General features: G+C 70.3%; 25 protein-coding genes and 1 pseudogene. 16 read left to right on the top strand and 10 right to left on the bottom strand.

The genetic code is table 11. The annotated features are described in order from the left end of the window. The first annotated feature begins 108 nt into the window (after positions 1 to 108). From IEZ19_RS39240 to IEZ19_RS39230, 4 genes are all read left to right on the top strand, one after another. Positions 109 to 1,017 (top strand): replication-relaxation family protein, encoded by a 909-nt coding sequence (locus IEZ19_RS39240; RefSeq protein WP_189316172.1) that lies wholly within the window; start codon positions 109 to 111, stop codon positions 1,015 to 1,017. Further along, complete coding sequence (locus IEZ19_RS51555; protein ID WP_229841323.1) at positions 1,014 to 1,289, top strand: hypothetical protein; 276 nt, start codon at positions 1,014 to 1,016, stop codon at positions 1,287 to 1,289. Before IEZ19_RS39240 ends, IEZ19_RS51555 begins: the two co-directional genes overlap by 4 nt. Positions 1,290 to 1,329: 40 nt before the next feature. Next, positions 1,330 to 1,869, top strand: a complete 540-nt coding sequence (locus IEZ19_RS39235; protein ID WP_229841321.1) for a UDP binding domain-containing protein — start codon at positions 1,330 to 1,332, stop codon at positions 1,867 to 1,869. An 87-nt stretch (positions 1,870 to 1,956) separates the two neighbouring features. Next, positions 1,957 to 2,439: a GNAT family N-acetyltransferase gene (locus IEZ19_RS39230; protein WP_229841320.1), complete on the top strand. Its 483-nt coding sequence runs from the start codon at positions 1,957 to 1,959 to the stop codon at positions 2,437 to 2,439. A gap of 75 nt (positions 2,440 to 2,514) precedes the next feature. On the opposite strand, the gene IEZ19_RS51550 is transcribed toward IEZ19_RS39230, so the two are convergent. From IEZ19_RS51550 to IEZ19_RS39205, 5 genes are all read right to left on the bottom strand, one after another. Then, on the bottom strand, positions 2,515 to 3,213 hold the full coding sequence (locus IEZ19_RS51550) for a ComF family protein (RefSeq protein WP_229841318.1): 699 nt from the start codon (positions 3,211 to 3,213) through the stop codon (positions 2,515 to 2,517). Between the two features lie 86 nt (positions 3,214 to 3,299). After that, on the bottom strand, positions 3,300 to 4,220 hold the full coding sequence (locus tag IEZ19_RS39220) for a DNA-processing protein DprA (RefSeq protein WP_189316169.1): 921 nt from the start codon (positions 4,218 to 4,220) through the stop codon (positions 3,300 to 3,302). A 363-nt stretch (positions 4,221 to 4,583) separates the two neighbouring features. Further along, positions 4,584 to 5,714, bottom strand: coding sequence for a methyltransferase domain-containing protein (locus tag IEZ19_RS39215; protein ID WP_189316168.1), 1,131 nt, complete (start codon positions 5,712 to 5,714; stop codon positions 4,584 to 4,586). Beyond that, positions 5,711 to 6,613, bottom strand: coding sequence for a radical SAM/SPASM domain-containing protein (locus IEZ19_RS39210; RefSeq protein WP_189316167.1), 903 nt, complete (start codon positions 6,611 to 6,613; stop codon positions 5,711 to 5,713). The genes IEZ19_RS39215 and IEZ19_RS39210 overlap by 4 nt, the downstream gene beginning before the upstream one ends. A 187-nt stretch (positions 6,614 to 6,800) precedes the next feature. Beyond that, the gene (locus IEZ19_RS39205; RefSeq protein WP_189316166.1) at positions 6,801 to 7,292 is read right to left on the bottom strand and encodes a DUF6415 family natural product biosynthesis protein; all 492 of its coding nucleotides are present in this window, start codon (positions 7,290 to 7,292) and stop codon (positions 6,801 to 6,803) included. Between the two features lie 400 nt (positions 7,293 to 7,692). Here IEZ19_RS39205 and IEZ19_RS39200 point away from each other — a divergent pair, with 400 nt between their 5' ends. Then, positions 7,693 to 9,138 (top strand): NsdA family TPR-like regulatory protein, encoded by a 1,446-nt coding sequence (locus tag IEZ19_RS39200; RefSeq protein WP_189316165.1) that lies wholly within the window; start codon positions 7,693 to 7,695, stop codon positions 9,136 to 9,138. A 9-nt stretch (positions 9,139 to 9,147) separates the two neighbouring features. Further along, positions 9,148 to 9,636 carry a hypothetical protein gene (locus IEZ19_RS39195; protein ID WP_189316164.1) on the top strand — a complete coding sequence of 163 codons (489 nt, stop codon included), beginning with the start codon at positions 9,148 to 9,150 and terminating at the stop codon, positions 9,634 to 9,636. 323 nt (positions 9,637 to 9,959) lie between these two features. On the opposite strand, the gene IEZ19_RS39190 is transcribed toward IEZ19_RS39195, so the two are convergent. After that, the gene (locus tag IEZ19_RS39190; protein ID WP_189316163.1) at positions 9,960 to 10,226 is read right to left on the bottom strand and encodes a hypothetical protein; all 267 of its coding nucleotides are present in this window, start codon (positions 10,224 to 10,226) and stop codon (positions 9,960 to 9,962) included. A gap of 20 nt (positions 10,227 to 10,246) precedes the next feature. On the opposite strand from IEZ19_RS39190, the pseudogene IEZ19_RS51545 reads away from it, so the two are divergent. The 3 genes and pseudogenes from IEZ19_RS51545 to IEZ19_RS39180 form a co-directional block, all read left to right on the top strand. Continuing rightward, positions 10,247 to 10,501: pseudogene (locus IEZ19_RS51545) on the top strand (replication-relaxation family protein); the annotation flags it as partial. A 326-nt stretch (positions 10,502 to 10,827) separates the two neighbouring features. Then, positions 10,828 to 11,301, top strand: a complete 474-nt coding sequence (locus tag IEZ19_RS39185) for a hypothetical protein (RefSeq protein ID WP_189316162.1) — start codon at positions 10,828 to 10,830, stop codon at positions 11,299 to 11,301. A gap of 329 nt (positions 11,302 to 11,630) precedes the next feature. Next, positions 11,631 to 13,319 (top strand): tetratricopeptide repeat protein, encoded by a 1,689-nt coding sequence (locus IEZ19_RS39180; RefSeq protein WP_229841317.1) that lies wholly within the window; start codon positions 11,631 to 11,633, stop codon positions 13,317 to 13,319. A 307-nt stretch (positions 13,320 to 13,626) separates the two neighbouring features. Here IEZ19_RS39180 and IEZ19_RS51540 read toward each other — a convergent pair whose 3' ends face one another. The 4 genes from IEZ19_RS51540 to IEZ19_RS39160 form a co-directional block, all read right to left on the bottom strand. Beyond that, positions 13,627 to 15,081: a hypothetical protein gene (locus IEZ19_RS51540; RefSeq protein WP_229841316.1), complete on the bottom strand. Its 1,455-nt coding sequence runs from the start codon at positions 15,079 to 15,081 to the stop codon at positions 13,627 to 13,629. Next, the gene (locus IEZ19_RS39170; protein ID WP_189316161.1) at positions 15,078 to 16,514 is read right to left on the bottom strand and encodes a hypothetical protein; all 1,437 of its coding nucleotides are present in this window, start codon (positions 16,512 to 16,514) and stop codon (positions 15,078 to 15,080) included. The genes IEZ19_RS51540 and IEZ19_RS39170 overlap by 4 nt, the downstream gene beginning before the upstream one ends. A gap of 384 nt (positions 16,515 to 16,898) precedes the next feature. Beyond that, entirely contained in the window at positions 16,899 to 17,345 is a 447-nt protein-coding gene (locus tag IEZ19_RS39165) for a PIN domain-containing protein (protein ID WP_189316179.1), read from the bottom strand. Then, positions 17,342 to 17,584, bottom strand: coding sequence for a type II toxin-antitoxin system Phd/YefM family antitoxin (locus tag IEZ19_RS39160; RefSeq protein WP_189316160.1), 243 nt, complete (start codon positions 17,582 to 17,584; stop codon positions 17,342 to 17,344). The genes IEZ19_RS39165 and IEZ19_RS39160 overlap by 4 nt, the downstream gene beginning before the upstream one ends. Positions 17,585 to 18,121: 537 nt before the next feature. Here IEZ19_RS39160 and IEZ19_RS39155 point away from each other — a divergent pair. The 7 genes from IEZ19_RS39155 (at position 18,122) to bufA1 (ending at position 24,325) form a co-directional block, all read left to right on the top strand. Then, positions 18,122 to 18,352, top strand: a complete 231-nt coding sequence (locus IEZ19_RS39155; protein WP_189316159.1) for a FitA-like ribbon-helix-helix domain-containing protein — start codon at positions 18,122 to 18,124, stop codon at positions 18,350 to 18,352. After that, complete coding sequence (locus IEZ19_RS39150; protein WP_189316158.1) at positions 18,349 to 18,750, top strand: type II toxin-antitoxin system VapC family toxin; 402 nt, start codon at positions 18,349 to 18,351, stop codon at positions 18,748 to 18,750. Before IEZ19_RS39155 ends, IEZ19_RS39150 begins: the two co-directional genes overlap by 4 nt. A 701-nt stretch (positions 18,751 to 19,451) precedes the next feature. After that, positions 19,452 to 20,384: a conjugal transfer protein gene (locus IEZ19_RS39145; protein ID WP_189316157.1), complete on the top strand. Its 933-nt coding sequence runs from the start codon at positions 19,452 to 19,454 to the stop codon at positions 20,382 to 20,384. Next, the gene (locus IEZ19_RS39140; protein WP_189316156.1) at positions 20,381 to 20,722 is read left to right on the top strand and encodes a hypothetical protein; all 342 of its coding nucleotides are present in this window, start codon (positions 20,381 to 20,383) and stop codon (positions 20,720 to 20,722) included. Before IEZ19_RS39145 ends, IEZ19_RS39140 begins: the two co-directional genes overlap by 4 nt. Then, a complete protein-coding gene (locus tag IEZ19_RS39135; protein ID WP_189316155.1) occupies positions 20,719 to 21,282 on the top strand; it encodes a hypothetical protein in 564 nt (187 codons plus the stop codon). The genes IEZ19_RS39140 and IEZ19_RS39135 overlap by 4 nt, the downstream gene beginning before the upstream one ends. Then, on the top strand, positions 21,279 to 23,969 hold the full coding sequence (locus tag IEZ19_RS39130; protein ID WP_189316154.1) for an ATP-binding protein: 2,691 nt from the start codon (positions 21,279 to 21,281) through the stop codon (positions 23,967 to 23,969). Before IEZ19_RS39135 ends, IEZ19_RS39130 begins: the two co-directional genes overlap by 4 nt. Further along, positions 23,969 to 24,325, top strand: a complete 357-nt coding sequence (gene bufA1, locus IEZ19_RS39125) for a BufA1 family periplasmic bufferin-type metallophore (RefSeq protein WP_189316153.1) — start codon at positions 23,969 to 23,971, stop codon at positions 24,323 to 24,325. Before IEZ19_RS39130 ends, bufA1 begins: the two co-directional genes overlap by 1 nt. The last annotated feature ends 1 nt before the right edge of the window (position 24,326 follow it).

The raw sequence follows: 24,326 nt of genomic DNA, 5'->3' as shown, positions 1-24,326 counted from the left end.
ACCATGGTCGGGGCCGCGTGGTCGGGGGTCTGGTCGGGGCCCACGGTTTTCCTCAGCAGTACGGAACTTCTGACGGAGACCGTCACGGCCCGCGGAGAGGAACACTGCATGACCAGCGCCGCACGTCCGGCGACGAGATTGGCCCCAAGCCCCGCTGAGCCCCTGGCCCACCAGGTGCTGGCCGCGCTCGCCCAGCACCGCATCGCCACCACCAGCCAGTTGCGCCGCATGCTGCGACCGGACGGCACGCGGCAGGTGATGTCCCGCGTCCTGAACAGACTGCGCTCCGACGGCTTCGTCGACTGCACGGTCCTGCCGGACGCGAACCGTTCACGTACCAACGCCTGGTACCTCACGCAGGAAGGGGCGCGCCTGACCCGGGACCTGCCCGTCCTGCGCGGCCGTCCTCCCTACCCCATCACCTCGACCACCGCCGCATCCCTGAAGACCCCTCACACCCTCGCCGTCGTACGCGCCCATCTGGCTTTCGCCGAAGACGCCCGTCGGCTCGGGCACGAGCACGGCCCCTGGGACTGGACCCCGGAAGTGTCCCACTCGATCGGCGAGGGCGAGCGGGTCGTCGCCGATGCCCTCATGTACTACACCGCCGCCGAGAGCGAACGCCGGCGAAAGCTGCACGCGTTCGTGGAAGTCGATCGCAGCACCATGAGCAGCGGGCGGCTGGCCGCGAAACTGATCGAGTACGCCCGCCTGTTCCAGTACGAGGCCCAGCCCGTCGGTCGACGCAGGCAGGCCGACCAAGGTCCTGCCTGGCTCCGCTGGTATCCGGTCTTTCCCCGCGTGCTCTTCGTACTCACTGGTGCTTCCCGAGCCAGACTCGAGAATCGCGTGAGCGATCTCCAGGCGATGACTGCCCAGCACCCCCTCGTAGCGGCCCTCGCCCGCGAAGTCCGGCTCGCAGCCGCCGTACTGGAAGACCTTGAACAACACGGTCCCACCCAGGCCATGTGGGTGCCTCTCGCCGGCGGAAGGCCACGCCCATGGACGGACCTGTGAGTCCCCCCGTCCTGCCCGCCGAGCGCACCGAAACCGATCCTGATGCGGCCCTCATTCAGCAGGCCATGGATGCTGTTGCCTCTCGTGTCGAGAGCCTGGAGGCCGAGGCCGACCAGTTGCGTCACCGTCTGGCAGAAGAGTCGGAGATCGAAGCGACGCGGCAGCGGGCGTCGAGCATGCCGATGCCGACCGTCGGGCGGCTCTGCGACGCGAGGAAGTGCTCGACATCGTCGCGCGCGCAGAAGCCGGCAGGGAGATTCGAAGGACTCTGAGGCCCTGCGGCAGCTGGCCTCGAACACCGGCTTCCACCCGATGCTGCTCTCGGCGGCAATCGACGTGAACAACATCCAGCAGAGGCGGGCGATCCAAAAGCTCAGAAGCGCTCTCGGAGATCTGGCGGGCCGCCAGATCGTGCTGTTCGGGATGGCGTTCAAGCCGGGCACCGACGACATGCGCGAGGCGCCGTCGACGGTGCTGGCCGCGCGGCTGCTCGCCGAGGGTGCCAGCGTGCGGTGCTGGGACCCGCTGGCCCGGCCCGCCGAGGCGGCACCGTGGCGGTATGCGAGCCCAGAGGAGGCGCTGGACGGTGCGGATGCCGCGGTCGTGGTCACGGAGTGGTCGCAGCTACTGAGCTCGGCATTTCAGGGTGACGATTCGTCGGGTTCTCCGCAGGCCGACCGAGGCTGGCCTCTGCGCCGTCTTGGCTCCTCGTTGGGGTCGGCCTCTCCTTCGGCCCGCCGCGTCGTTCTGCGCGGAGGGGTCAGCCGGACCGAAAGAGTCTGCGCCCGTCGGAGGAGCTCGGCTAACGTGACGTGCATGGAATGCTTCGCCTCCGGGCGCACCCGCCACTGAGGGCTCACTCGCCGCCGACATCCGGCGCGAGCGAGCCCGTCGATGGCTTTCCTCCGGTTATCGACTCCTCAGCGAGAGGCGCATTCTGTGATCATCCGTGCCTGCGAGCCGCGTGACCTTCCGCGGCTGACCGAGCTCACCATCGAGACGTTCGGGCCGTTCTACGAGGACTCCTTCCGGCCCCTGGTCGGCGACGTCATTTTCACGCGGCAGCACGGCCAGTGGCGCGAGGACTACCAAACCCTCCTCGCCACACTGCACGACCCGGAGCACAACAAGCACGTTGCCGTCGCGGACATCGACGGGGTGATCGCTGGCTACGTGGGATGGGAGATCGACCTCTCACGCGAGCACGGGTGCATCAGCATCCTGGCCGTCGACGCGCACCACCGCCGCGACCATCTGGGCACCGAGCTGTGCGAACACACCTTCAGCCATATGCGTGCCCAGGGAGCGGTGTACGTCGAAATCGGAACAGGCGGCGACGAGTTCCACGTCCAGGCCAGAGCGTTGTACGAAAGCCTCGGTTGCATCAAGCTGCCTGCGGCTGTCTACTTCCGCGAGCTGTAGCCCCGAGCATCCAGGGCCACCCACAAGTCCGCCTGGCGATGCAGGGCCCGGCCGTGAGCGATGGCTCGACCAGGGTCATCCGCTCCAGGGGACGCGCGCGAGGACGAGCCCGCGGACCTCGGCGGCTCCGGACGCCCGGAGCCGGAGCGCGACGTGCTGGAGCTGGGACCCGCTGGTGAAGACATCGTCGACCAGCAGGATCGTGGCCCCCTTGATGTCGCCCGTGTCGCCGGTCCACGTCAGCGCGGCTGCGTGCGCGGCCGCGGCCGTGCGCTTGTCGTCCAGGCTCTTGTTGGCCGAGCGGGGCGTCTCGGTCTCCTTGATCAGGCGGTGCGCGTCCGGTGGACTGAGCGGGAGGGCGTGGGTGACGTCCTCGGTGTAGGCGGCATTCATGATCGCCTCGATGTGCTGGATCGGCTGGCGACCGGCAGCGGTCGGGTTGCCGACGACGTGGTCGACGCCCTCCATCTGCTCGGGGTGGCTCTCCATCCAGCCGACCAGCAGCCTGCCGAAGATCATCGCCCAGCCGTGCGCCCCGTCGTACTTGAGTCGGTGGATCTTGTCGCGGAGGGCTCCGGAGTACACGGCCACCGCGTCGACGCGGGAGAACCCCCGCTGGGAGACCGGCAGCGCACAGAGCCGGTTGCCGCACGGTCTGCCGGGCGCGACGGCCTGGGAGCAGACCGAGCAGTGGCTGTCGGAGACGGGCTGCAGGGTGCGCCCAGCGCAGTCGGAGCACAGGCGTGCGGTGCCGGTGACGACGTAAGCGCACACCGGGCACTCGGGAAAGCCTGCCGGTTCGGGCAGACCTGTCGTCACAGGCCGGCCAAGGCGAGCTGCTGTCGCTGCTGGCCGGCGCGCTAAATGTCGGCGGCACGTGCAAGGCGTTCGGTGATGTCGCTGGACTGGGTGACCAGGATCGCCCGGTCCTCGTCGACCATCTTCTTGGCCCAGGGCTGGGCGTCGGCGAGGGACCTGATCAGGAAAACGAGCTTGCCGTGCTCGGCGGCCAGACGTGCCTGCATCTTGGCGCCGGAGGTGCTGGAGGCTTCGATCACGACGCTGCCCAGCGTGGTGCCGGAGGTGACGACGTTGCGGCGCGGGAACGTGTACTTCGCCGGGGGGCTGGTCGGCCAGAACTGGCTCACCAGCGCGCCGCCGGAGGCGAGGATGGCCTTGGCGAGCGGCCGGTTCTCGGCCGGGTAGATGGGCGCAGCAATGCCGGTGCCCATGACGGCGAAGGTGCGGCCCCCGGCAGTGAGGGTGGCTTGGTGGGCGGCGGCGTCGATGCCCTTGGCGAGTCCGCTGGCGATCACGACGTCGTGTTCGACGAGCTCGCGGGCCATCCGGGCGGCCCGCCTCAGTCCGTCCTCGGAGGCCTGGCGGGTGCCGACGACAGCAATGGAGCGGGCGTCGCACGGGTCAAGCTCGCCGCGGTAGAAGAGGAACGGCGGGAGGTTGCCGATCATGCGCAGGTTCGCCGGGTAGTCCGCGTCGAGGACAGTGACCAGACGGGCGCCCGCCTTCCCGGCCGCGGCCAGCTCGTCGTCGACGCGTGCGCGGGCGTCGTCGAGACCGGCGGTCAGGCCCTGCTGCAGCAGGGGCCGGTTCTTGGCGGCGGCGCCGGAGTCCTCGCGCAGCTGCCCGTCCATGAGCACGGCCAGGCCCTCGGGGCTCTGGGCGCTGCGTGCCAGCAGGCTCCAGTCGAGGGTGGAGCTGCCGATGCGCAGCGCGCACAGCGTCAGCAGATCGTGCTGGTCGGCCGTGATATCGAGGTTCATCAGGGTGTCCTTCTACTCGCGGCCCCAGGATGTTCGAAGGATGAAGCGGTGTACTCGGGCCACCCCCATCATGGCGTACACGGGCCGCGTAGGGGCAGGAAGGGGTGCGGGAGGACCGGAAACGCCGGATAAGGCGCTGGCTCAGTCGACGTTCTGCGCGGCGGCAACGAAGTGGGCCACGGTGGTCGTCAAGGAGCCCTCCGGGCCCGGGCCCGCGGTTCCGGCGACGGCTATCTTCGTCGAGAGCTTGTGCGCTAATCCCGCAGAGGTTCAGGGGTGCTGTGCGAGGCATCGCGGGCAGTGGAAGGCCCCGCCCATCCGCCACGGGGGGGGAGCGGACAGACGGGGCCGGTCTCGAGGCCGTCAGAGGGTGACGCGCCAGTCGCCGCGGGCCAGCCGGGTACGTCCGTCCGGCGTGATCAGGACCCGGGCACCGCGCACCGGCAGTTCGCCGTGCTCCAGCCAGTACGACCGGATGCCGTCCAGAACGTCCCAGAGCCGTTGCGGACCGCTCTGATGGACCAGTGGTGCCGCCGTGCCGCGCGCAACCGCCCGCGCCCACGACCCGTCGGGGTGTGCCATCCACGCCGTGCGCGTGCCGTTGGCGTCTTGCGAGTAGCCGGTCTGTACCCCGGGCGCGAGCAGTTCCAGCATGCTCGCCACGTCCCAGGCCTCGCCGACGTCGAGCACAGGGAACTGGCCCTCGGTCACCGCCTCGCCCTCGCCGGTCTTCGCCGCCTCCAGCAGTCCGTCCGGGAGGGGAGCGTAGTCGTCGCCGGTGCGCGTGGGCATGAACCCGGCCCGCTCCCAGGCGATACGCCCGTACGCCGTGCCGTCGAACCGCTTGACCGCTTCGATGATGAGCGAGGTGCCGGCGATGGTTGCCACCAGACGGCCGCCCGTCCGCAGTGCGCCCAGCCAGCTGGGCGGTACCGGCCGTACGCCGACCGTCGCCATGATCCGATCGTACTCGCCGTCGATCGGCCCGGTCGCGTCGACAGCGGCCAGTGTCGGCTTCAGCCCCAGGGATCCGAGGCGATCGCGCGCCGCATCAATCAGGTACGGGTCGACGTCCAGGCTGGTGACCCGGTTCTCGCCGAGGCGCTTGGCCGCGAGAGCAGTGCCGTACCCGGAGCCCGTGCCGACTTCCAGCAGGTCCTGGCCGTCCTGGAGACGGCCGTGCTGGAACATCTGAACGACGAGGCTCGGGAGGGTCGCCGACGACGTCGGCCGGCCTTCCGGATGGTCGTCCGGCCCGGCGTGATCGGCGTGCAGCGGTCCAACGCGTGTGATCAGCGACCGGTCGCGGTAGGCGCCATGGAGCCAGGCCTCATTGTCGGGGCGCGGCGCGCACAGCGTCCACGTACCGTCCTGGCGCTCCCACCAGCGCGGGACGAAGACGTGTCGCGGGGTGTTCGCGACCAGAGGCCGCCAGCGGGAGCCGTCGTCTGTCGCCTCGTCGGCGAGGTGTGCCGCGTGGGTGTTCCAGATCATGCCGTCGTCTCCAGCACGGGAGCAGGTGCGTAGAACGAAGGCTCGCACGCTTCGGTGTTGGCCGGGTCGCAGTCGCCGGAGTCGTCGGGCGGGCAGGCTGCCCGGGGCATCGGGATGGTGCTGGTCAGCTGCTGCCAGCGGTCGCTGCTCAGGATGTCGGCGAGGGGCTGCTCACGGACGTTGGCGGCGACGAGGAAGCGGGACAGGATGCAGCCGGAGACCTGGCCGTTGGGGTCGATGGAGACGCGGTGGCGGAAGCAACGGCCGCACAGCTCGGAAGTGCTCGGGACGGCGGTGTCCGATTCAGCGGCGCGGCCGACCTTGCGGACGCGGTCCACCTGGATGCGGGTCACGCCGAGCTGCCGCAGCTCCTCCTGCGCCTCGGCGACGCGCTGTCCATCAAGGACGTCGACGATGCCGACGCGCAGTGGGATGCCGCGGCGCAGGGCCTCGGTGATGTTGCCGCGGGTGCGCTGGTGACTGCCGGTACCGTTGGTGATCCGCTCGTGCTCCTCGGCCCGGTCGCTGTAGTAGCTGGTGGCCAGGCACACGCCGGGCTTCTCGAACACCCTCCACAGGCCAGGCCGGACGTGGGTGAGGTTGGAGTACACCTCCACCCGGAGGCCGGTGTCCAGGGCGTGGTCGATGTACTGCGGCAGGTACGGCGCCAGCGTGGGCTCGCCACCGATGAACTGCACGGCGGGAATGCCGAGTTCAGCGATGTCACTGATGACTTGGGTCCAGTCGTCGCGCGTCATGGCGCCGGGGCTGGCCTTCGGCCCGGAGGCGGTGCAGCAGTGACTGCACGTCAGCTGGCAGCGGCCAGTGATCTCGAGTTCGACGGAGAGGATCGCGCTGGCGGGTAAGTCCTTCATCTGCGGCTCAGCGGCTGTGACCATGGGCATCTCCTGACTGATGCAACGGGATGGAACCCGCCCCGAGGCTCGACCTGTCCAGGGTTGGGGCCCGGGGGCGGGAGTCGTGTGGACTCCACCCGCCGTGTCTTGCGGAGCACGGCGGGAGAGGCGATCTGGGGCTGCAACCCTGACCCTGCGGTCGCCTGGGGCCTCTCCGAGGCGGGGCTCGTCAGCGTCGCCGGATCGTATTGGCGCAGCTGGCGTGGATGCGGCCAGCCTGCTTCGCCCTACCGGAGGGGCTGATCTGGTCGTACGGCACGGATTCGTCGCCGTCCTGGATCGGCTTGTCGCATGCCAGGCACATCACGACGCCGCACAGGATGTCGTAGTGGTCGCACAGCGCCATGACCGACCGGGCCAGTCGCGTCACCCGCTCCACTTCGCCGCGCAGGCCCGGACGTTCAATCAGGTCGAGCCGCCGGCGGGCCTCCCCGACCCCGGCCAGGGCCGCCATGGCAGGCGCGTCGGTGGCGGCCGTCCGTCCCGTGAGCTGTTCGATCTGCGGGATCAGCTGCCACAGGAAGCGGAAGAACTGCTGCGCATCGCGCTGCACGTATTCGTATCGCGGCAGGGCCACCGACACGTCGCCGAGGAAACGGCTGGCAGCGGCTCTCATACCGGCCGTGTCCAACTGCCTATTGGAGTCCAGGGTATTGCTCACCGTGCTGCCGCCTTTCCGGGCGTGCAGCGCGGGCTCTCGCACCGCGGGTACGCGTTCACCTGAGGCAGGGCCTGGCGGCCGTGGTCGGTGCAGGCAACGGTGCCGCGGTCTTCGCTGATCAGTCCGTACCGATCGACCCGGTACACGCGGATCGTCATCTTGACGCTGGGCTTTCTCGGAGCTGTAGCGTTCGTCATGTCGACGCTCCCTCTGGTGTTTGAGCGTTGACCACTCCCGGGGCCGTTCGGGCGGTCGCCGGGTTTGATCTGTCACGGATCCAGCGTCGTCCCATCGATGCAACTCAGGGATGACCAGTGGGGGTTACCGAGGCGATAATACACTCGTTCTCGGTTCGGTACGGCGCGACGATGCGCATACGATCTCTCCGGAAGTTGGCCCCATGGACGCCACCACCCCCGGCCCGCTCGCCCCCGAGGTTCTCGACAGAGACGATCTGAAGCGAGCCCTGGCAGAGCACGACTTCGCCGCAGCTTTCTCGCTCATCAAGAAGTGGGGCGGCCTGTCCCAGAACCGAATCGCGTCGGCCTGCCAGCTCACTCCCGGCAAGGTCTCGACCATCATCAGCGGCCAGCAGCAGGTCACCAGCTTCGACGTGATCTGCCGCATCGCTGACGGCTTACGCATCCCCGGCCGCATGGTGGGCGTCGCCGACCGGCCCTGGGAGAGACAGCCCGACGCCCCGGACCCTCCGACTCCCCCGGCCGCACGGTCAACCGACGACGCGCCCTGGCGCCCCACAGCGACCGTGCACTTGGCCGCTGACCTCACCAGGAGCGACCTCGTCATGGACCGCCGCATGGCAACCCGTGCCCTGGCCGGCGCCGCACTGTCCGGCGCCGCACTGCTTGACTCCCTCGAGGGCTGGCTCCAGCCGGCCCTGGCAGCAGAACCGAGCCGCCACGGCGGCCGCATCGGACGGCAGGAAGTCGAAGAACTCGCAGCGACGGCACGGGCCTTCCGCGCCTGGGACCACCGGTTCGGCGGCGGCCTGCGTCGCAAAGCCGTCGTCGGCCAGCTCAACGAAGTGGCCGGCCATCTCGAAGAGCATCAGGCGCCGGCCGTCGAGCGGGGCCTGTTCCGGGTGATGGCCTACCTCGGCGGCACCGCGGCGACCATGGCCTGGGACTCGGGCCTCCAGAAGCAGGCACAGTCCTACTACCTCCTGGCGCTGCGCGCCGCGCACGCGGGAGGCGATGCGGCGTTCGGCGTCAACGTGCTTGCTGGCATGGCGCGGCAGATGCTGTACCAGGAGCGGCCGCAAGACGCTCTCGAACTCGTGCACCTCGCGCACAAGGGCGCGAAGAAGGCTGCCGTTCCCCGCGTCCGCGCCATGCTCCACACGCGGGAGGCGTGGTCGTACGCGGCGATGGGCCGGGCCGCGGCGTTCCGGCGGGCTACGGATGAGGCCACCGAGGCCCTCGCCGAAGCAGACAGCGGCGAAGACCCGTACTGGATCACATACTTCGACGAGGCCGAGCTGACAGGAGTCACCGGCGGCCGTCTCCTGGACATGGCCCGCAGCGACCCGCACCAGCATGCCGAGGCAGCAGCCGACAGCATCAGCGACGCGCTGACGACACGCGGCGCCGAGGCCGGCCGCAGCCACGCCCTCGACATGATCGGCCTCGCCGAGTGCCACTTCCTGATGGGCGACATGACCAGTGCGGTCGACCAGACGCACCGCGCGGTCGACGCGGCCGCCCGCACCCAGTCCAGCCGCGTCCGCACACAGCTCGGCCAGTTGTACCCGTACACGGTGGGCCGGTCACCATCGCGTACGGTCGGCGAAGCGCGGGCGAGGATCCGCGAAGTGCTGTCGAGCTGAAGGAGCAATGTGACCACGTTCGCTGTGACCGGGCACATGGACCTGACCGAGCCGAGTGCCGAGCTGGTGCGCGCAGCCCTGCGGAAGCTGCTCGCCGAGCACGCTGACGGGGACCTGGTCGGGGTGTCGTGTATTGCGCGCGGCTCCGACTCTCTGTTTGCCGAGGCGCTGCTCGATGTCGGCGGCCGCCTGGTCGTGGTGCTTCCCTCGCGCGACTACCGGGAGGCGAAGGTCAAGCCGGATCACGCGCCCGTCTTCGACCGGCTCATCGAGGCAGCCTCGGAGGTTGTGGTTCTCGACCACGACCACGCCAACCGGGCGGCCTACGAGGACGCCAACAGCGAGGTGCTGAGGAGAGCGGAGCGGCTCGTAGCTGTCTGGGACGGCTCGCCGCCGAGCCCGAAGGGCGCTGGCACGGCGGACACGGTGCTTGAGGCCCGCGACGCCGGACTGCACGTCGACGTTGTCTGGCCGGAGGGCGCCGCCCGCCAGGGCTGAGGCTGGCGGTCTCTACAGCTGATAGCCGTACACCCGGGCCCGCTCAGCCCCGCGGCCCGGGCACGCAGCCGGGCCCCCGGGCGTTACTCAGATCCACTCGCCCTCATCGACCACATCCTCCACAGCGAGGGGACCCATCCTGAAACCACCGTATTCACAAGCTCGTTGATATCTCGCACACGATGTCAACGAGCCCAGTCACGCTCCGCTACCACCGAATCTGAAACAGGCCGTCAAGTTGACACACCCGCCGATCCGAAGCTCTTGCTCGCCGGCGAGCGAGCCTTCGCGACAGAGCAAGTGCCGAGTTGGGGACGGCTGCTTCATCCGCTGGCGGGTTCCACGGCCGCATCTCGGGTTCGTGTGCTGCCGGTGCGGGTTTTCTGACTCCGGTGGGGCAGGGCGGGGTTGAAGGCGCGGGTGATGTGGCGGGTCCAGGTCGGAGTAGCGGCGATGATGAAGCCGATGCGGTCGGCGAAGCGGGGTCCGGGAACAGGGATTTCGACGCCGGGGTGGCGCAGGTAGCCGCGGGTGACGGCGCGGGCGACGAAGTTGGTGATGGCGTCGGCGCGGTGGGTGCGGGGGCGCAACGAGGCCCAGCCCGTCGGCCGACGCAGCCTGGCTCCGCTGGTATCCGGTCTTTCCCCGCGTGCTCTTCATACTCACCGGTGCTTCCCGAGCCAGACTCGAGAACCGCGTGAGCGATCTCCAGGCGATGACTGCCCAGCACCCCCTCGTAGCGGCCCTCGCCCGCGAAGTCCGGCTCGCAGCCGCCGTACTGGAAGACCTTGAACAACACGGTCCCGCCCAGGCCGTATGGGCACCTCTCGCCGGCGGAAGGCCACGCCCATGGACGGACTTGTGAGTACCCCATCCCCGTGTGTCTGATCATTCTTCCTCGCTCAGACCCCGAACAGCACACCGTCTACTGGACGGTGCCGACTTGCACACTGCCCGGAGAGGTTCGCCACCCTCTGTCCGAGCGTCCTGCCTCCGCTGCGCGACCCGGACGCCGCCGAACTGGATGATGACGACAAAGAGGAGTGACCGTGACCGCAGAACCGGGAAGCTGACGGACACAACGAAAGCCCATGTACTACGGTCAGCTTGACCGCGATTGTGCGACGGGAGCTTCCGGAGCGGGCGATGTACCGAGGCTCGGCGCGAGGACCCGGAAGAAGAGGGTGGAGCATGCTGGAGCAGGCATTGGCCGCACTGGCGACCGCAGGTGGAACTGCCGTGGTCCAGGCAGCGGGAACCGACGCCTGGACCGGCATGCGGCAGGCCGTGGCGCTTTGGTTCGGCCGGGGCGACACCCAGCGTGAGCAGGCAGAACTGGAACGCCTAGACCAAACTGCGGGCGAACTGCAGACCGCGGACGGTGACGCTGCCGAGCGGGCACGCATTCGCCTGGAAGCCGCGTGGCAGGCCCGCATCGAAGCCCTGCTGGAAGGCCTGGACGACACCGAGCGGGCTCCTGCCGCCGAGCAACTGCGCACCCTGGTCGCCCACCACACACCCAGCACAGACGTAACGGCCAGCCAGAGGGGGGTGGCCGTCGGCGGGAACGTGGACATCCGGGCCGACCACGGGTCTGCGGCTGCCTGGAGCATGGGCGATGTGACCCTGGGAAACCCTCCGCAGCCGGGACCGCCCCAGGGCTGAGCGGGCCCGGCACCACCCCAGCCCCGAGCCGCGCTCCCTCCATCGCGGTCACAGCCGCGCAGGGAGGGGTCGCTGCCTACCGCATCGACCAGTTCCACCAGCACTTCGCTGCGAAGCGGGACGGCGCTCGACTCGATCGTCCTCGGCCGGTCGGGTCGTGGACCGCGCAGCAACTCGGCGTCCACCCCGCCATCCACGGCACCGGCCCGAGCGGCAGTCAACGCCCGCAGGTTGCCGACAACTCGTTCGTACTCCCGGACTACCTCGAACGCCCCCACGACTGGCAGCTGAGCAAACACCTGGTCACGGCAGCCGCCACCGAACGGGCCATGCTGGTGCTCGTACGCGGTGGGTCCTGCACAGGCAAGACCCGTACCGCCTTCGAGGCCGTCCGCGCCTGTCTGCCGGACTGGCAACTGGTCTTCCCAAAGAACGCCAGCATGCTCTTGGCCCTGCTCAACGATGACGCCCTCGCCCCACGCACCGTCCTGTGGCTCAACGAAGCGCAGAACTTCCTCACCGGGACCGACGCACAGGAGGCCGCCGCCGCGTTGCACAGCCGCCTGGACGCCCCGGGACCGGTCGTGGTCCTGGGCACGCTGTGGCCCGAATATCACCGCGCCCTGACCGCAACCCCGCTCCCCGGCCCCGACCCGGGCGCGGACACCCATCGCAATGCCCGCGCCCTGCTGAACCAGGCAGTACTGGTCGACGTCCCGGCATCCTTCACCACGCGGGCCCTTAAAGATCCTCGCGCCCAGCACGACCGCTCACTGGCCGACGCCGTGCGCACCAGCACCGGCGGGAGGATCACCCAGACCCTCGCGGCGGGCCCGGAACTAGTCGGCCACTACGAAGAAGCCGTCGGACCCCACGGCTCTTACGGCCATGCCGTCATCACCTCGGCCATGGACGCCCTCCGCCTCGGCCACACCTCCCACCTGCCGGCCGCACTCCTCAAGGCGGCCGCCCCCGGGTACCTGACCGCAGAGCAGCGCGCCGCCGCCGACCCCGACACCTGGTTCGCCCATGCTCTCGAATATGCGAGGACAAAGATCAAGGGCGTGGCCGCCGCCCTGGAACCTGTCGCCAACCCCGACGGCATGGGCGCCCTCCCCGGCGTCTATCGCCTCAACGATTACCTCGACCACCACGCCCGCACCACTCGCCGCTATGCCTTCCCCCCAGAATCCTTCTGGGCCGCCGCCCGGGACCACGCGGCCAGCGCGGCAGATCTGAACGCCCTCGCGGACGCGGCCAAATGGCGGTGCCGTTACCGCATCGCGACAGATCTGTACCGGCGGGCGGCCGACGCCGGAGACGCCTGGGCCCTGATGGAGCTGGCGCGGCTGCGCGAGCAGGCCGGGGATGCCGACGGCGCCCAGCGGCTATACCAACAGGCAGCTGACGTCGGAGAGCCCAGGGTTCTGTGGGAGCTGGCGCAGCTGCGCGAGAAGGCCGGGGATACCGACGGCGCCCAGCGGCTGTATCGGCGGGCGGCCGACGCCGGAGACGACTGGTCCTTGATGGAGCTGGCGCGGCTGCGCGAGCAGGCCGGGGATGCCGACGGCGCCCAGCGGCTATACCAACAGGCCATCGACGCCGGAGACAGCGAGGTCCTGCTGGAGCTGGCGCGGCGACGCAAGCAGGCTGGGGATGCCGACGACGCCCAGCGGCTATACCAACAGGCCATCGACGCCGGAGGGTCCCAGCCCCTGTGGGAACGGGCGCCACGCGGATATGAGCTGGCCGGGCTCCCCTCGCGGCTCACCCGTTCCTTCGATCAGCCGCTCGAAGAAAAGGGCATCCAGACGCTGAAATCCCGGGCGCTGTTATGCGAGCGGTCCGGGGACCTCGACGGTGCCGAGCGCCTGTCCCAGAAGGCCGTCAACGGAAGAAGCCACCAGGCCCTGCGAAATCTGGCGCGACTACGCGAGCGAGCCGGGGACACCGACGGCGCGGAAAGATTGCGGCGATTCGGCCTGGAAGCTGACGGGACGCCATCCCAGCCGTGGTGAGAAAGCGGCATATGGCACTGGTGGGCTGGTACCCGACGGTCTCGAACGCGCGGGAGATCTCGGATTCGGCGGCCCTACCGCCGGGTCCGGACCAGCTTCCAAGCATGGTGCGGGCTTCGGTGACGGCGCGCTGGCACTTACCGGCGCATGTCGAGGGCGTCGAGGTCGGCGCGGCGCTGCTCGGTCAACTTGGCAGTCCGGCGACGGTGTTGTCCAGAAATCCGCCCAGCCGAACCGCACCGCAAACCCGTGTGCCGGTCCTCGGCCGGCTGCTGGCCGAGGACCTTCGTGTGCTTCGTGCCGAACATCACCTGGCATCTGTGGAGTTGATCGGGGGCAGCAGGCCGTCGCCGGGCCACAGGGGAGATCCTGCTTCCGCCCAGGCCAGGTGCTTGCCGGCCTCGACGAGGACCTCGATCCGGTCGGCGGGCCCGTACGCCTGGTGCTTCCCGGTCGTCGGGTCGACGGCGCGGACCTCGCTGCGCGGACCGGCGCACACCAGGGCGCGGGCGATGCCCGGCAGGCCCAGGCTGAGGGCGTCGCAGCCATGGTCGCGGACGAGTTGCAGCAGGTCTTCGGTGACCGCCTCCCAGTCGCCGACCTCCGGCCAGCGCGCGCCGCCGTCCAGTTCGTGGGTGAGCGTGGACAGCGGCACGATCTCGCCCGGCCGGCGGCCGCGGACGAGGCGGTCGTGGATGCGGGCGCCGTCGGGCTGCCGGAGGTGAGGGTGGAGCAGGGAGGCTGCGGCCACCACGGTGGTATTGATCTCCTGGACGGCGGCCGGGTAGTAGGGCTCGTGCGCGAAGAGGAGATAGACGTCCCAAGTGGGGACAGCCAGGCCGTGTTCGGGCTGGGCCATGGGGAGAGTTCCCTTCTGCAGCGGCGGGTTGGGTGCGTGACGAGGTGCCGGAGGGGTCGTCGGCCGGGCGCCCGGCGGGTACGGGCCCAGGGGCCGTCCGGGGTCGCAGTCCTGGTTCGTGCCGACGGTGCCGTCCGTTGTGGTGTGCTTGAGGATCTGGGCGGCCTGGTGGGCGAGTTGGAGCATCAGGCGTTCGCGGGTGATGAGGCCGTCTGAGGCCGCGCGGGTGTCCCGGGTCTGGAGCAGGTCTGCGGCGTCCCACAGCAGGTTGTGGCCGACCTCGGCCGAGCGGCGCAGTTCGTAGCGGTCGCTGACGGCTGCGGCCTGGACGAGGTCGGTGTGCAGGGCGGCGAGGCGCTGGAGGTAGCGGCAGGCGCCGTCGCCTTCGACGATGCGGACGTGTTCACGGGCCCGGGCGTCCAGGCGGTCCGGGAGGTGCTCGGCGAGCAGCGGGGCGAGGAGCATCGCGGGCAGGGCGACGTCGACCCGGACTCCGTGACGCGTGGCGAACAGCCCGGCGAGCAGGCTGACGAGGGCGACGGCGACGGTGGAGAACCGCAGCGAGCCGGGCACGGCGCCGACGGCGATGCGCTGGGCGGGGCGCCGGGTCAGCCAGCGCAGGGCCAGGCGCTGTACACGGGTCGCGGCCGGGGTGAGCACCCCGACCTGGTGGGGAGTCTGGGGCCGGCTGCCGTCGCCGGGAACGGTCCAGGCGAACCAGCCCCACCCAGTGCGCTCGTAGACGAGCACGGGCTCGCAGGCGGACGAGCAGGTGCCGTCTTGGACGTGGCCGGACCGCCGCGCACGGGAGCGTTCCTTCTCCCACTGCCCCGGATCACGGCTGAAGGGGCGCTCATGGTGTGCGGCCGCCGTCGGCGGCGGCGTGTGGAGAGTGTCGTTCACGAGGTACTTCCTTCCGGTTGGTCGGTGAAGGCGGAGGCGCACGTGGTGCAGCGGCCTTCGCCGTCGGGGTGGGCGCGGCGGGGTGTGGGGCCCGGGCAGGTGCGGCAGAGCGGCCAGCCGAGGCAGGCAGGGCAGAGGTCTTCGCCGGGGGCGGTTCCTGGAACGCCGCAGCCGGCGCATTCGACGAGGGCCCGGTGGGTCAGGGCCTCGCTCACCGTCCGTGCGGCGGCGGACGTCGCGGACCGCGGCGGCGGTTCGTCCCACTCGAGCGCGTCGTGGGGGTCGGCCGCGATGGCGGGCGGCGGATAGGCCTGGGCGGCGCGCAGGCGGGAGGCGATGATCGCGCCGACCGTGGTCCGCACCGGGTTCGGCAGCGGCCGGTCGGCGATGACGTGCCACAGCTGCTCGCGGCTCCAGCCGGCCTCCAGCATCACGGTCGCGACGCGGCCCTGATCGGTCAGGACCTGTCCGGTCAGTAGCAGCTCGGGGCGGGCGGCTCCGAGGTCGAGCAGCAGGCGGATCCCGGGGTGCATCTCATCCGCCGCAGGCGCGGGCGGCGGGGGCGCCGGTGTATCCGGCTGATGCGTCCGTCCCTGTGCCGGCGTGGCTTCGCTGCGGCACGGACGGAGGGGTCTGGTGTTCTGCTTGTTGGTCTTCTTTCTGTTGGTGTTCTTAGTGGGGCGATCAGCCAACGTAGGGTCATCCACTGGTGGAAAACCCGACTCTGGTTGCGACCTGGGGTTTTGCAGAGCGGGCAGGTCGGTGATGAAATACGCCGCCGCGCCGAGGGTGCCGTCTGGGCCGCGCTCGCGTTCCCGCACCAGGAAGCCGTGCTTCTCCAGCTCCCTCAGCCCGCTCTTGACGGCTGCCTCACCGTCGCGGCCACGGCGGGCGATGTCGGTGACGGTCATCCGCCAGCCGTCCCGATGCGTGGAGAGCAGTCCGAACAGACCCTTGGCCTTGAAGGACAACTGCGTGTCGCGGAAGAGCCCGTTGGCGATCTGGGTAAACTGATCGGCCGCCATCACGCCCCGGCGGATCCCCGCCGGGAGGCCGTCGGTGTGCCCGGTCTCAGGGGCCGGGACCACCAAGTCGGCTTCGATCAGCACGATGTCCAAGGTGGCCGGGCGGTCCGTAATGCAGTAGACGATCTCGCCGAGGGTGCCGTCCGGGCGGCGCAGACGTTCACGGATCAGGTAGCCGTGCGCCTCGAGCTCCTGCAGGCCGGTACGTACCGCTTCCCGTCCGTCCGGGCCCAGGCGAACGAGGTCGGCGACCGTCACCTGCCAGCCGTTCCTGTGCGTACTGACGTACCCGAAGATCCCCTTCGCTTTGAACGACAGCCGTGCGTCACGGAACAGCGCGTTGGCGATCTGGGTGAACTGATCGGCCGCCATGACGCCGCGGCGGATCCCTGCCCCGAAACGGCTCACCGCCGTGCCTGCGACGCATGCAGCGGGCAGTGGCCACGGCAGCGCACCGGGCCGCCTGCCGAGGTGAGGCGGTCGGCGGGCCCGGGTGCGCGGGCGTGCGTGGGTTCCATGGCGTCAGCTCAGCCGCTGACCCCGACCAGGCTGACGGCCACGAGCCCCGACCATCGGTCACGATCCGGCAACGTAGCCGTCTAGCTGCCGTGGTCGGGCTCATGGTCGGGCCGACCACGCACCTTCAGCCCGGGTGCTCAGCAATTGCGCAGCCCCGGACGGGCGTTGCGCAATCGGGCTGCGCAACCGGTCGAGTTCCTGCGCAGTCAGGTGGCGCGGTGCGGCTGCGCACTCCGTCCCGAGGCAGCTGATCTTCTGTTGTACGGGTCCGGGTTACAGGTCGTCGGGCAAGAGGCGGAATGCCTTGTGTCCGGTCAGGGGCCGGATCATGCGGAAGTGCCGGTCGGCGGTGAACAGGACCTCGGTTCGGTAGGCGGCGGCCAGAGCAACGTTCATTGCGTCGGTTAGTCCGACGCCTTTGCCCTGGTCGGCATCGGCGTAGCCTTCGGCGACTGCGATTGCCGCGCTCAGGTGCGCAGCAAGGGGTGGGATCTCGAAGCGGCGCATGGCCGTGTTGCGTTCGATGAACCGTGCTGCGGTGAGGGCTTTGTGGGCTCCGCCCCGTGTCGAGATCAGGTAGTCCAGTTCGGCCAGGACCATGGGGGAGATGACGAGGTGGCTGACTGCTGCGAGGGCTTCTTTGTGCGCGTCATGGCCAGTGAGCTTCGGATCGAGGAGGCGGTACAGGGCGTTGGTGTCGGCAATTGCGATCATGGTCAGGCGCCCATTCCCTTGAGCGTCTCCTCGATCTCGTCGTCAGTGAGGTCGGGAAGACCGAGGTCGGGAAGGTCGATGGCCCCCATGGGGTCCGTGGGATGCGGGGGGATGTCTTCGTCGTTGATCGGCACCACTCGGGCCACCGCGACGCCGTTCTTGGTGACCGTAACGGTCTCCCCGCGCGCTGCTGCAGCGAGGATCTGCGAGGACTTCTGGTTGAATTCCCGAGCCGTGGTTTCCATGTAGTACATGTTACTACATCATGCTGGGCGAGGGAGTCCCACAACGCAAGGCGGCAGGCCGGTTCATCGGGGTGCAATGGCTTCCGCGGCCCTGGGCACCGACCGGACGGATTTGCGGCCTACCACGAGCAGGCCCTTAAGGAGGGTGCCCCATGACGAGGGCTGCAGCAGGTAAGGCGACCTCAGTCCCTCCTCGCGACGTCCGCTGCGAGGAGGCGAAGCAACCGAACACCGAACACCTGGCCGCAGAGGCAGCGCAGAAAGGGTCAGCACCTGCGGGCGCAGGCTCCCCATTCCTCACGACCCGATCGCACGCCCCGAGACGTGCCGTGCGCAACGGGGCTGCGCAACCACTCGGGATGGTGGCCGTGCGGCATGAAGGCTTCGCAGCCGGCACAGCCCTGACCCCGAACCCCTCGGCACCCGGGGGTGCGTACGAGAATCGGCGCCGCGCACGGGAAGGCCACGAAGAACATGCAGGATCGCAGCCGGACCACCAGTTCTGCAGAATGTAGAAATTTACGCCAGAATGCAGATATGAGTGTCCTTACCATCCGGGACGTGCCCGAAGACCAGATCCGCGTCCTCAAGACTCGTGCTGCCCAGGCCGGGCAGTCCCTCCAGGCGTACATGCAGGAACTGATCGCCAGGGAGGCCACCAAACCAACCATGAGGGAGATGGCTGCACGGCTGGAGCGCGAAGCCGCCGCGGAATACACCACCGATGACGTCCTGGCAGCGATCGACGAGGGGCGGCTGGGCCGTTGATCGTCATCGGCACATCGGCGCTAGTGATCTTCCTGACCCATTACGGCGCCGCCGGCAGCGCCGTCCGCAAGCGCGTCGGCGAAACCGGCACCGTCTACGCCCCCACCCTGATCGATTACGAATTCCAATCGGCGCTGCTGGAGATGCAGCGCAGCGGCAAGCTCACCGAGAAGCAGGTGGCCAAGGCCATGGCCGACTTCACGGCACTGCCCTTGGACAAGCACGACACCCTCGCCCTGTGGGAACGAGTCCGCACCCTCCACGCCAACCTGAGCGCCTACGACGCACAGTACGTCGCGCTCGCCGAATCCCTCGGCGTCCCGTTGATCACCTGCGACGGACGGATCAAACGCAGCGGCGCAGCAAAGTGCGACATCGAGGTCTTCGGCTCGAACTGACCCCAACAACCCACGGGCAAGTGGGAAGCGGCCGGGTCACAGCAACCGCCGACGCGGCCCCGGCACCCAAGGCCTCCCCAGAGGCAACGCCGGTGCGGGCGAGGCCTTCCACGCCCTCAGCTCACCTGGCACCCCGGCCACGCCGCCACCCACAGCCCCCGACCACCGGTCACGCATCCGGCACCATGCGCGCCCGACAGCCACGGTCGGGCTCATGGTCGGGCCGACCACGCCACCTTCAGCCCGGGCGCTCAGCAATTGCGCAGCCCCGGACGGGCGTTGCGCAATCGGGCTGCGCAACCGGCCCGGGGCTCCTGCGCAGTCGAGCTGTGCCGGGGCGGCTGCGCAGTCCGTCCGAGAGTTCCTGATCTTCTCTTGCGCAGGTCTGTCTGGCGCACTGCGCAGGCGTCTGTCGCGGCCCCGTCGGCTTCCGTCTGCACATGGGTGTCCGGGTCCGGTGGCCGAGCAGTACATGATCGCACACCAGTCGTCGGTCCGGGGAACGTGCGCCGGACGCGATGGCCTGTCGCCAGCTCGCGGCTGACCTGTGGTCGGGGTCATGGTCGGCCCGACCATGACCCCGACCACGGCTTTTGTGTCCTCATCGTGACCGTGGTTGGGGGTTCGTGGTCGGGGGTCGGGTCGGGGCCCGCGGGTTTTCTCGAGGTCAGCAACATCCGTTCTGACCTGGGAGTTCGACCATGCCTCCTGGCAAGCAGGCCTCACAGAGCCAGGCCGCTGCTCCGACGGCGGCCGGCGCCCGGCTGGAGGCGATGCGCCGCCGCGTACGCCTCTCATGCGTGGCGGTCTGGACCGTCATCGCCGCCGGCCCCATCGCCCTGTGCGTCGCCGTCGCCTCCACCCCGACCACGGTCGCGGCGGCCCCCGCGGCCAAGCCCACCACCGTGCGCACCGCGGCGGCCGCCGCCGACCCGGGCGGCTATGCGCAGGTGTTCGTCGGCGCGTGGCTGCGCAGCAGCGCGGACGACGCGACGAGTGCGCAGGCGCGGCTTGCGCAGTCGATGGCGCCCGACGTCGATCTGCCCGACCCGGCCGCCGATGCGCAGGCGGCGCCTCAGTCCGTGACGGCGGTGCGCAGTGCGCAGCAAGGGGCCGGCGCGTGGTCGGTGACGGTGGCTGCGCAGTACGCCGACGGGTCGGTGCGGTATTACGCGGTGCCGGTGGCCGCCGACCGTACGGGCGCCTCGTTCACGGTGACCGGGGCGCCCGGCGTGGTCGCCGGTCCGGCCCGGGCCGAGGTGCCGGCGTTGCCGTACGCCGTGACCGTCCCCGAGGGGGATCTGTCGTCTGCCGTCGGGGAGTTCCTTGCCGCCTACCTGACCGGAGCCGGTGAGGTCGACCGCTACCTCGCGCCCGGGGCGAAGCTCGCTGCCGTCTCCCCCGCCCCGTACCAGACGGTCACTGTCCAGCATGTGTCCGCCGTCGAGGACGCTGCGGCCGCTGAGCAGGTCGCGGCCGACGGCACCAAGGTCCGCGTCCGCGTGGCGGTGGAGGCCCGGGATGACGCCGGGCGCTGGCCGTTGGCGTACGAGCTCATGCTCAGGGCGCGCTCCGGCCGGTGGGAAGTCGCCGCGCTGGCCTCCGGCACGGTCCAGGACGGGGGCGGGCGGTGAACACGATGCACCACCTGATCCTCGCTGGGCAGCTCAACGACCTCGGCGACAGCTGGATCACCATGTTCAAGGACTGGGCGACCAAGGGCCTGCAGGCCGGTCTTGTCGTCCTTGTCGTCGTCATCATGATCCAGAAGTTCAGCCTCAAGGCAGGGATCGGCGCCCTGCTGCTCATGGTGATCGCGCTGGGTCTGTACAACGCGCGCAACGACCTGGCGAACATGTTCACCGACGAGGTGAACAACCCGTCCAAGGGCGCGCCCGCCGTCCCCGGCATCGTCCACACCGAACTCCCCGCCTCCGGTGACCACGCGCCGGGCGTCGGAGGGTGGCTGTGACCGCGGCCGCGGCACGGGTGGGCCGCTTCTACACCACCGCCCGCCGCCACCCCTGGGTGCTGGGCAAGGTCGCCGACTGGAAGATCCCCCTCGGCCCGTACACGCCCGCGCAGATCGCGCTCGCCGTCGCCGGCGGCTTCCTCCTGGTCAAGACCATCGGTTGGTGGTCGTGGATGGGGCCGGTCCCCATCATCGGGTGGGTCCTGGTCATCTGGGCGGTGCGCCGGCCGAAGATCCGAGGCCGCGTTCCGATGCAGGCCGCGCTCGGCTGGGTGCTGCTTGGCTGGCAGCCCCGTGGAGGGCGGATCGGCGGGCGGGCCGCCCGCGACCGCGCGCCCCGACCGCTGCTCGGCGGCTTCACCATCGAAGGCGCACCCACGCCGGTCTCCTCTGCGAAAGCCGCACCAGCGCGGCCAGTCCAGGGGCCGCATCCGCGCCGGACCGTCATTCGTTCGTCCGGGCGCCGCACGAACCCGGCTACTCCCGCCGTGCCGGCGGGGCTGGTGTCGGGTGTGCAGCAGTTGCTCGCGCTCGCCCAGCAGAGCGGGGGTGCGCGGTGAGGGTGCCGATCCGTCATATTGCCGGGCACCTGGTGTGGTCGGTGCAGGGCAGCGTGTGGGCCGTCTACCGCCTTCGCCCCGGGCCGGACGCGCAGGGACAACGTGAGGAGACCGTCCAGGGCACCTACGTGCCCGCCGCCGTCCGCGACGAACAGCTCGCCAGGATCACGCACTTGGTGCGGTCGCTGTCCGGGGCTCCGCGGCTGTACGGCATGTGCGCGCAGGTCGACCCGGGTGAGATCGCCCTGCGCATGATCGAGGGCATCGAACCGGCCGAGCAGGCACCGGGCGCAGGCGTGCATCCGTGGGTGGAGAACGTCGAGGCCACCCTGGACCTCCTGGACGAGCAGGAGATGCACCGCCGCACCCTGTGGCTGGCCGTCCCCCTGCAAACAGGTGCCGCGGGCGGACAGGTTGCCGCGTCGCTGGGAGCAATGTGGGCCGAGGTCGCGCCACTGCTCGGCATGCGCCCGGCGCCGGTGGCCCGGCGCGAGGTGAGCGCGTATCGCGAGCAGGCCTCGCGGGTGGAGGCAGCGCTCGCCGGCGGCATCGCCTTCCGCCCGGCCCGCCCGGCGGAGATCGTGTGGATGATCCAGCACGCCCTCCACCGCGGCCTCGCCGAGCCGCTGCTGGCCGAAGCCGAGAGCAGCGAGCTGTATGGCGGGCAGATCCGTGACGGCGTGCTGCGCTCCCCCAGCTACGCCGACCTCGGCCAGGTCCGCCTGCAGGAAGGCGGCATCGACCCCGACCTCGACGACGTCAGCGAACTCAAGAGCGCGGGCCGGATCACGCGGTCGGGCCGCACGGCCTGGTGGCGAGTGAACACCGGCTCGCCGCTCGGGCGGCGCTGGCTGCAGGTCGAGTCCAACAACGGCGTGGGCTACCAAGCACAGTTGGCGCTGGCCGAATGCCCGCCCGCCGTCAGCCAGGACGCCGCCGACCTGTTCGCCCAGCTGGAGATGCTCGACTTCCCCGTCGACTACACCGTCGACCTCACGCTGGTGCCCGCGGAGAAGGCGCGGGATCAGGTGCGGCGCAAGAAGAACGAACTGATCGACCAGGCCGACCAGTACGACGCCCGCCCCACCGGCATGCCCGCCTCACTCACGGAGGCTGCCCGCGACCTGGGCGAGCTCGACGCCCGCCTGTCGCGCACCAGCGTGGAGGTCGAGGTGCAGTCGGTCACCGTGCTGACGGTGTGGGGGCCGACCGCCGCCGTGTGCGACGCCCGGGCGCGTGCCCTGGCCGCGCTGCTCGGCGGCGCCGACTACCGCGCCGTGCGCCCGGCTGGCCTGCAGGAGGCCCTGTTCACCCTCGGGCTGCCCGGCACCGTACAGCCTGGCGTCGTACGGGAGTTCACCCAGCATCAGATCAGCGAGGACTGGGCGCTGGGCGGGGCCTTCACCGCCGCGGAGGTCGGCGACCCCAACGGCATGGTCCTCGGCATCGACCTCGACAGCGGCACCACCCGCCCCGTCATGATCAACGTCGCCGATGCGCCCAAGATCGACGCCTCGGCCTCCATGGGCATCGTCGGCGATCTCGGCGCCGGCAAGAGCGTGCTGCAGAAGCTGATCGCGGAGGCGGTGTGGGCGCGCGGCGGCTGCGCGATCTGCATCGACCGCACCCCCGTGCGCGAATGGGCCAGCTTCGCCCGCACCGCCGCCAAGGGCCGCTGCCAGATCGTCGACGCCGCCCAGGCCGAGGTGTCCATCGACCCGCTGCGCATGTTCGACGGCCCCGAAGGCCGCCACTACGCCCTGTCCTACCTCACCCTGCAGCTCGGCATCGGCCCGATGAGCACCAACGGCGAAGTCCTCCACCACGCCGTCGAGCAAGCCGCCACCAGTGCGCAGCCGTCCATGCACCGCGTTCTAGAGGTCCTCGAGGAAATGGCCACGAGCGAGGCGGGCAAGCGGCAGGACGCGGCCGCCACCCTCGCCGGCCTCATCCGCGTGGTCGCCACCAACTCCCTGGCGGCGATGGTGTTCGACCCGACACTGCCCCCGGTGCGGCTGGACGCCTCCAGCACCTCCGACATGATCGTGATCACCACGACCGGCCTGAAGCTGCCCCCGAAGGCCGCGTTCGCCAACCCCGAGATCCTGCACCAGCAGCCGCTGGAGGCGCTGATCGGCCGCGCGGTGCTCTACCTGATCGCCGCGATCGCCCGGCAGACCGCCTTCGAGGACCCCGAGCGGTTCACCGCCGTCGTCCTGGACGAGCTGTACTGGCTCACCTCGTCCGCCGAGGGCACTGCCCTGGTCCACGAGATCCTCCACGACGGCCGCAAGCACGGCGCCGGCCTCCTGGCGGGCTCACACGACGCCGAGGAACTCGGCCCGGACCGCGGGCTGATGGCCTACCGCGCACTCGCCCGCACCACCGACCGCGAACGCGCCCGCCGCGGCCTGGAGTTCGTCAGCCTCGACCCGAACGACGACGCACTGCTGCGGCTGGTGACCACCGGCCTGTCCCCCGTCGGCCAGAAGGGCCGGGAGGGCGAGTTCCTGCTGACCTGCCCCCGGCAGAACACCGGCCGCATCAAGGTCACCATCCCCCGCATCGCGCGGATCGCCACGTCCGTCACCACTACCCCGGGACGGCGCACCAGCGCTACCTCGCCCTCCGTGCCCAAGCCGCCCGCGGGCGAGGCCGTCGAGACCCGTCCGAAGGAACACGCCTGATGACCACTTCATCCTGGGACCGCTCCCGGCGCGTTGCCGCAGCCGCGAGCGTCCTCACCGTGATCGCCGTCGTCGCCGGCGCGATCACCCTCACCCTCGGAGTGAGCCTGCCGGAGGCATGGTGGCCGCACACCGGACAGGCCTTCGCCGCCGACACCCGCACCGCGCACCACGATCCCTGCGCCACGATCGCCGGCCCCGCCAAGGCGTACTGCGGGCGCGGCACCACGACCACTGGTGCCGCCCAGCAGGACGTGGCCGGTGCAGCGTGGAGGCTGGTGCCCGCCGGTGCCGGGGTGGCCGCCCTGGTGATCTGGCGGCGCCCTAACACCGCCACCGGGCAAGGGCGGCGTTGAC

Origin of the sequence: Streptomyces brasiliensis, from assembly GCF_014647875.1 — a bacterium.
Lineage (GTDB): Bacteria > Actinomycetota > Actinomycetes > Streptomycetales > Streptomycetaceae > Streptomyces > Streptomyces brasiliensis.
This window is presented reverse-complemented; position numbering and strand designations above follow the sequence as displayed.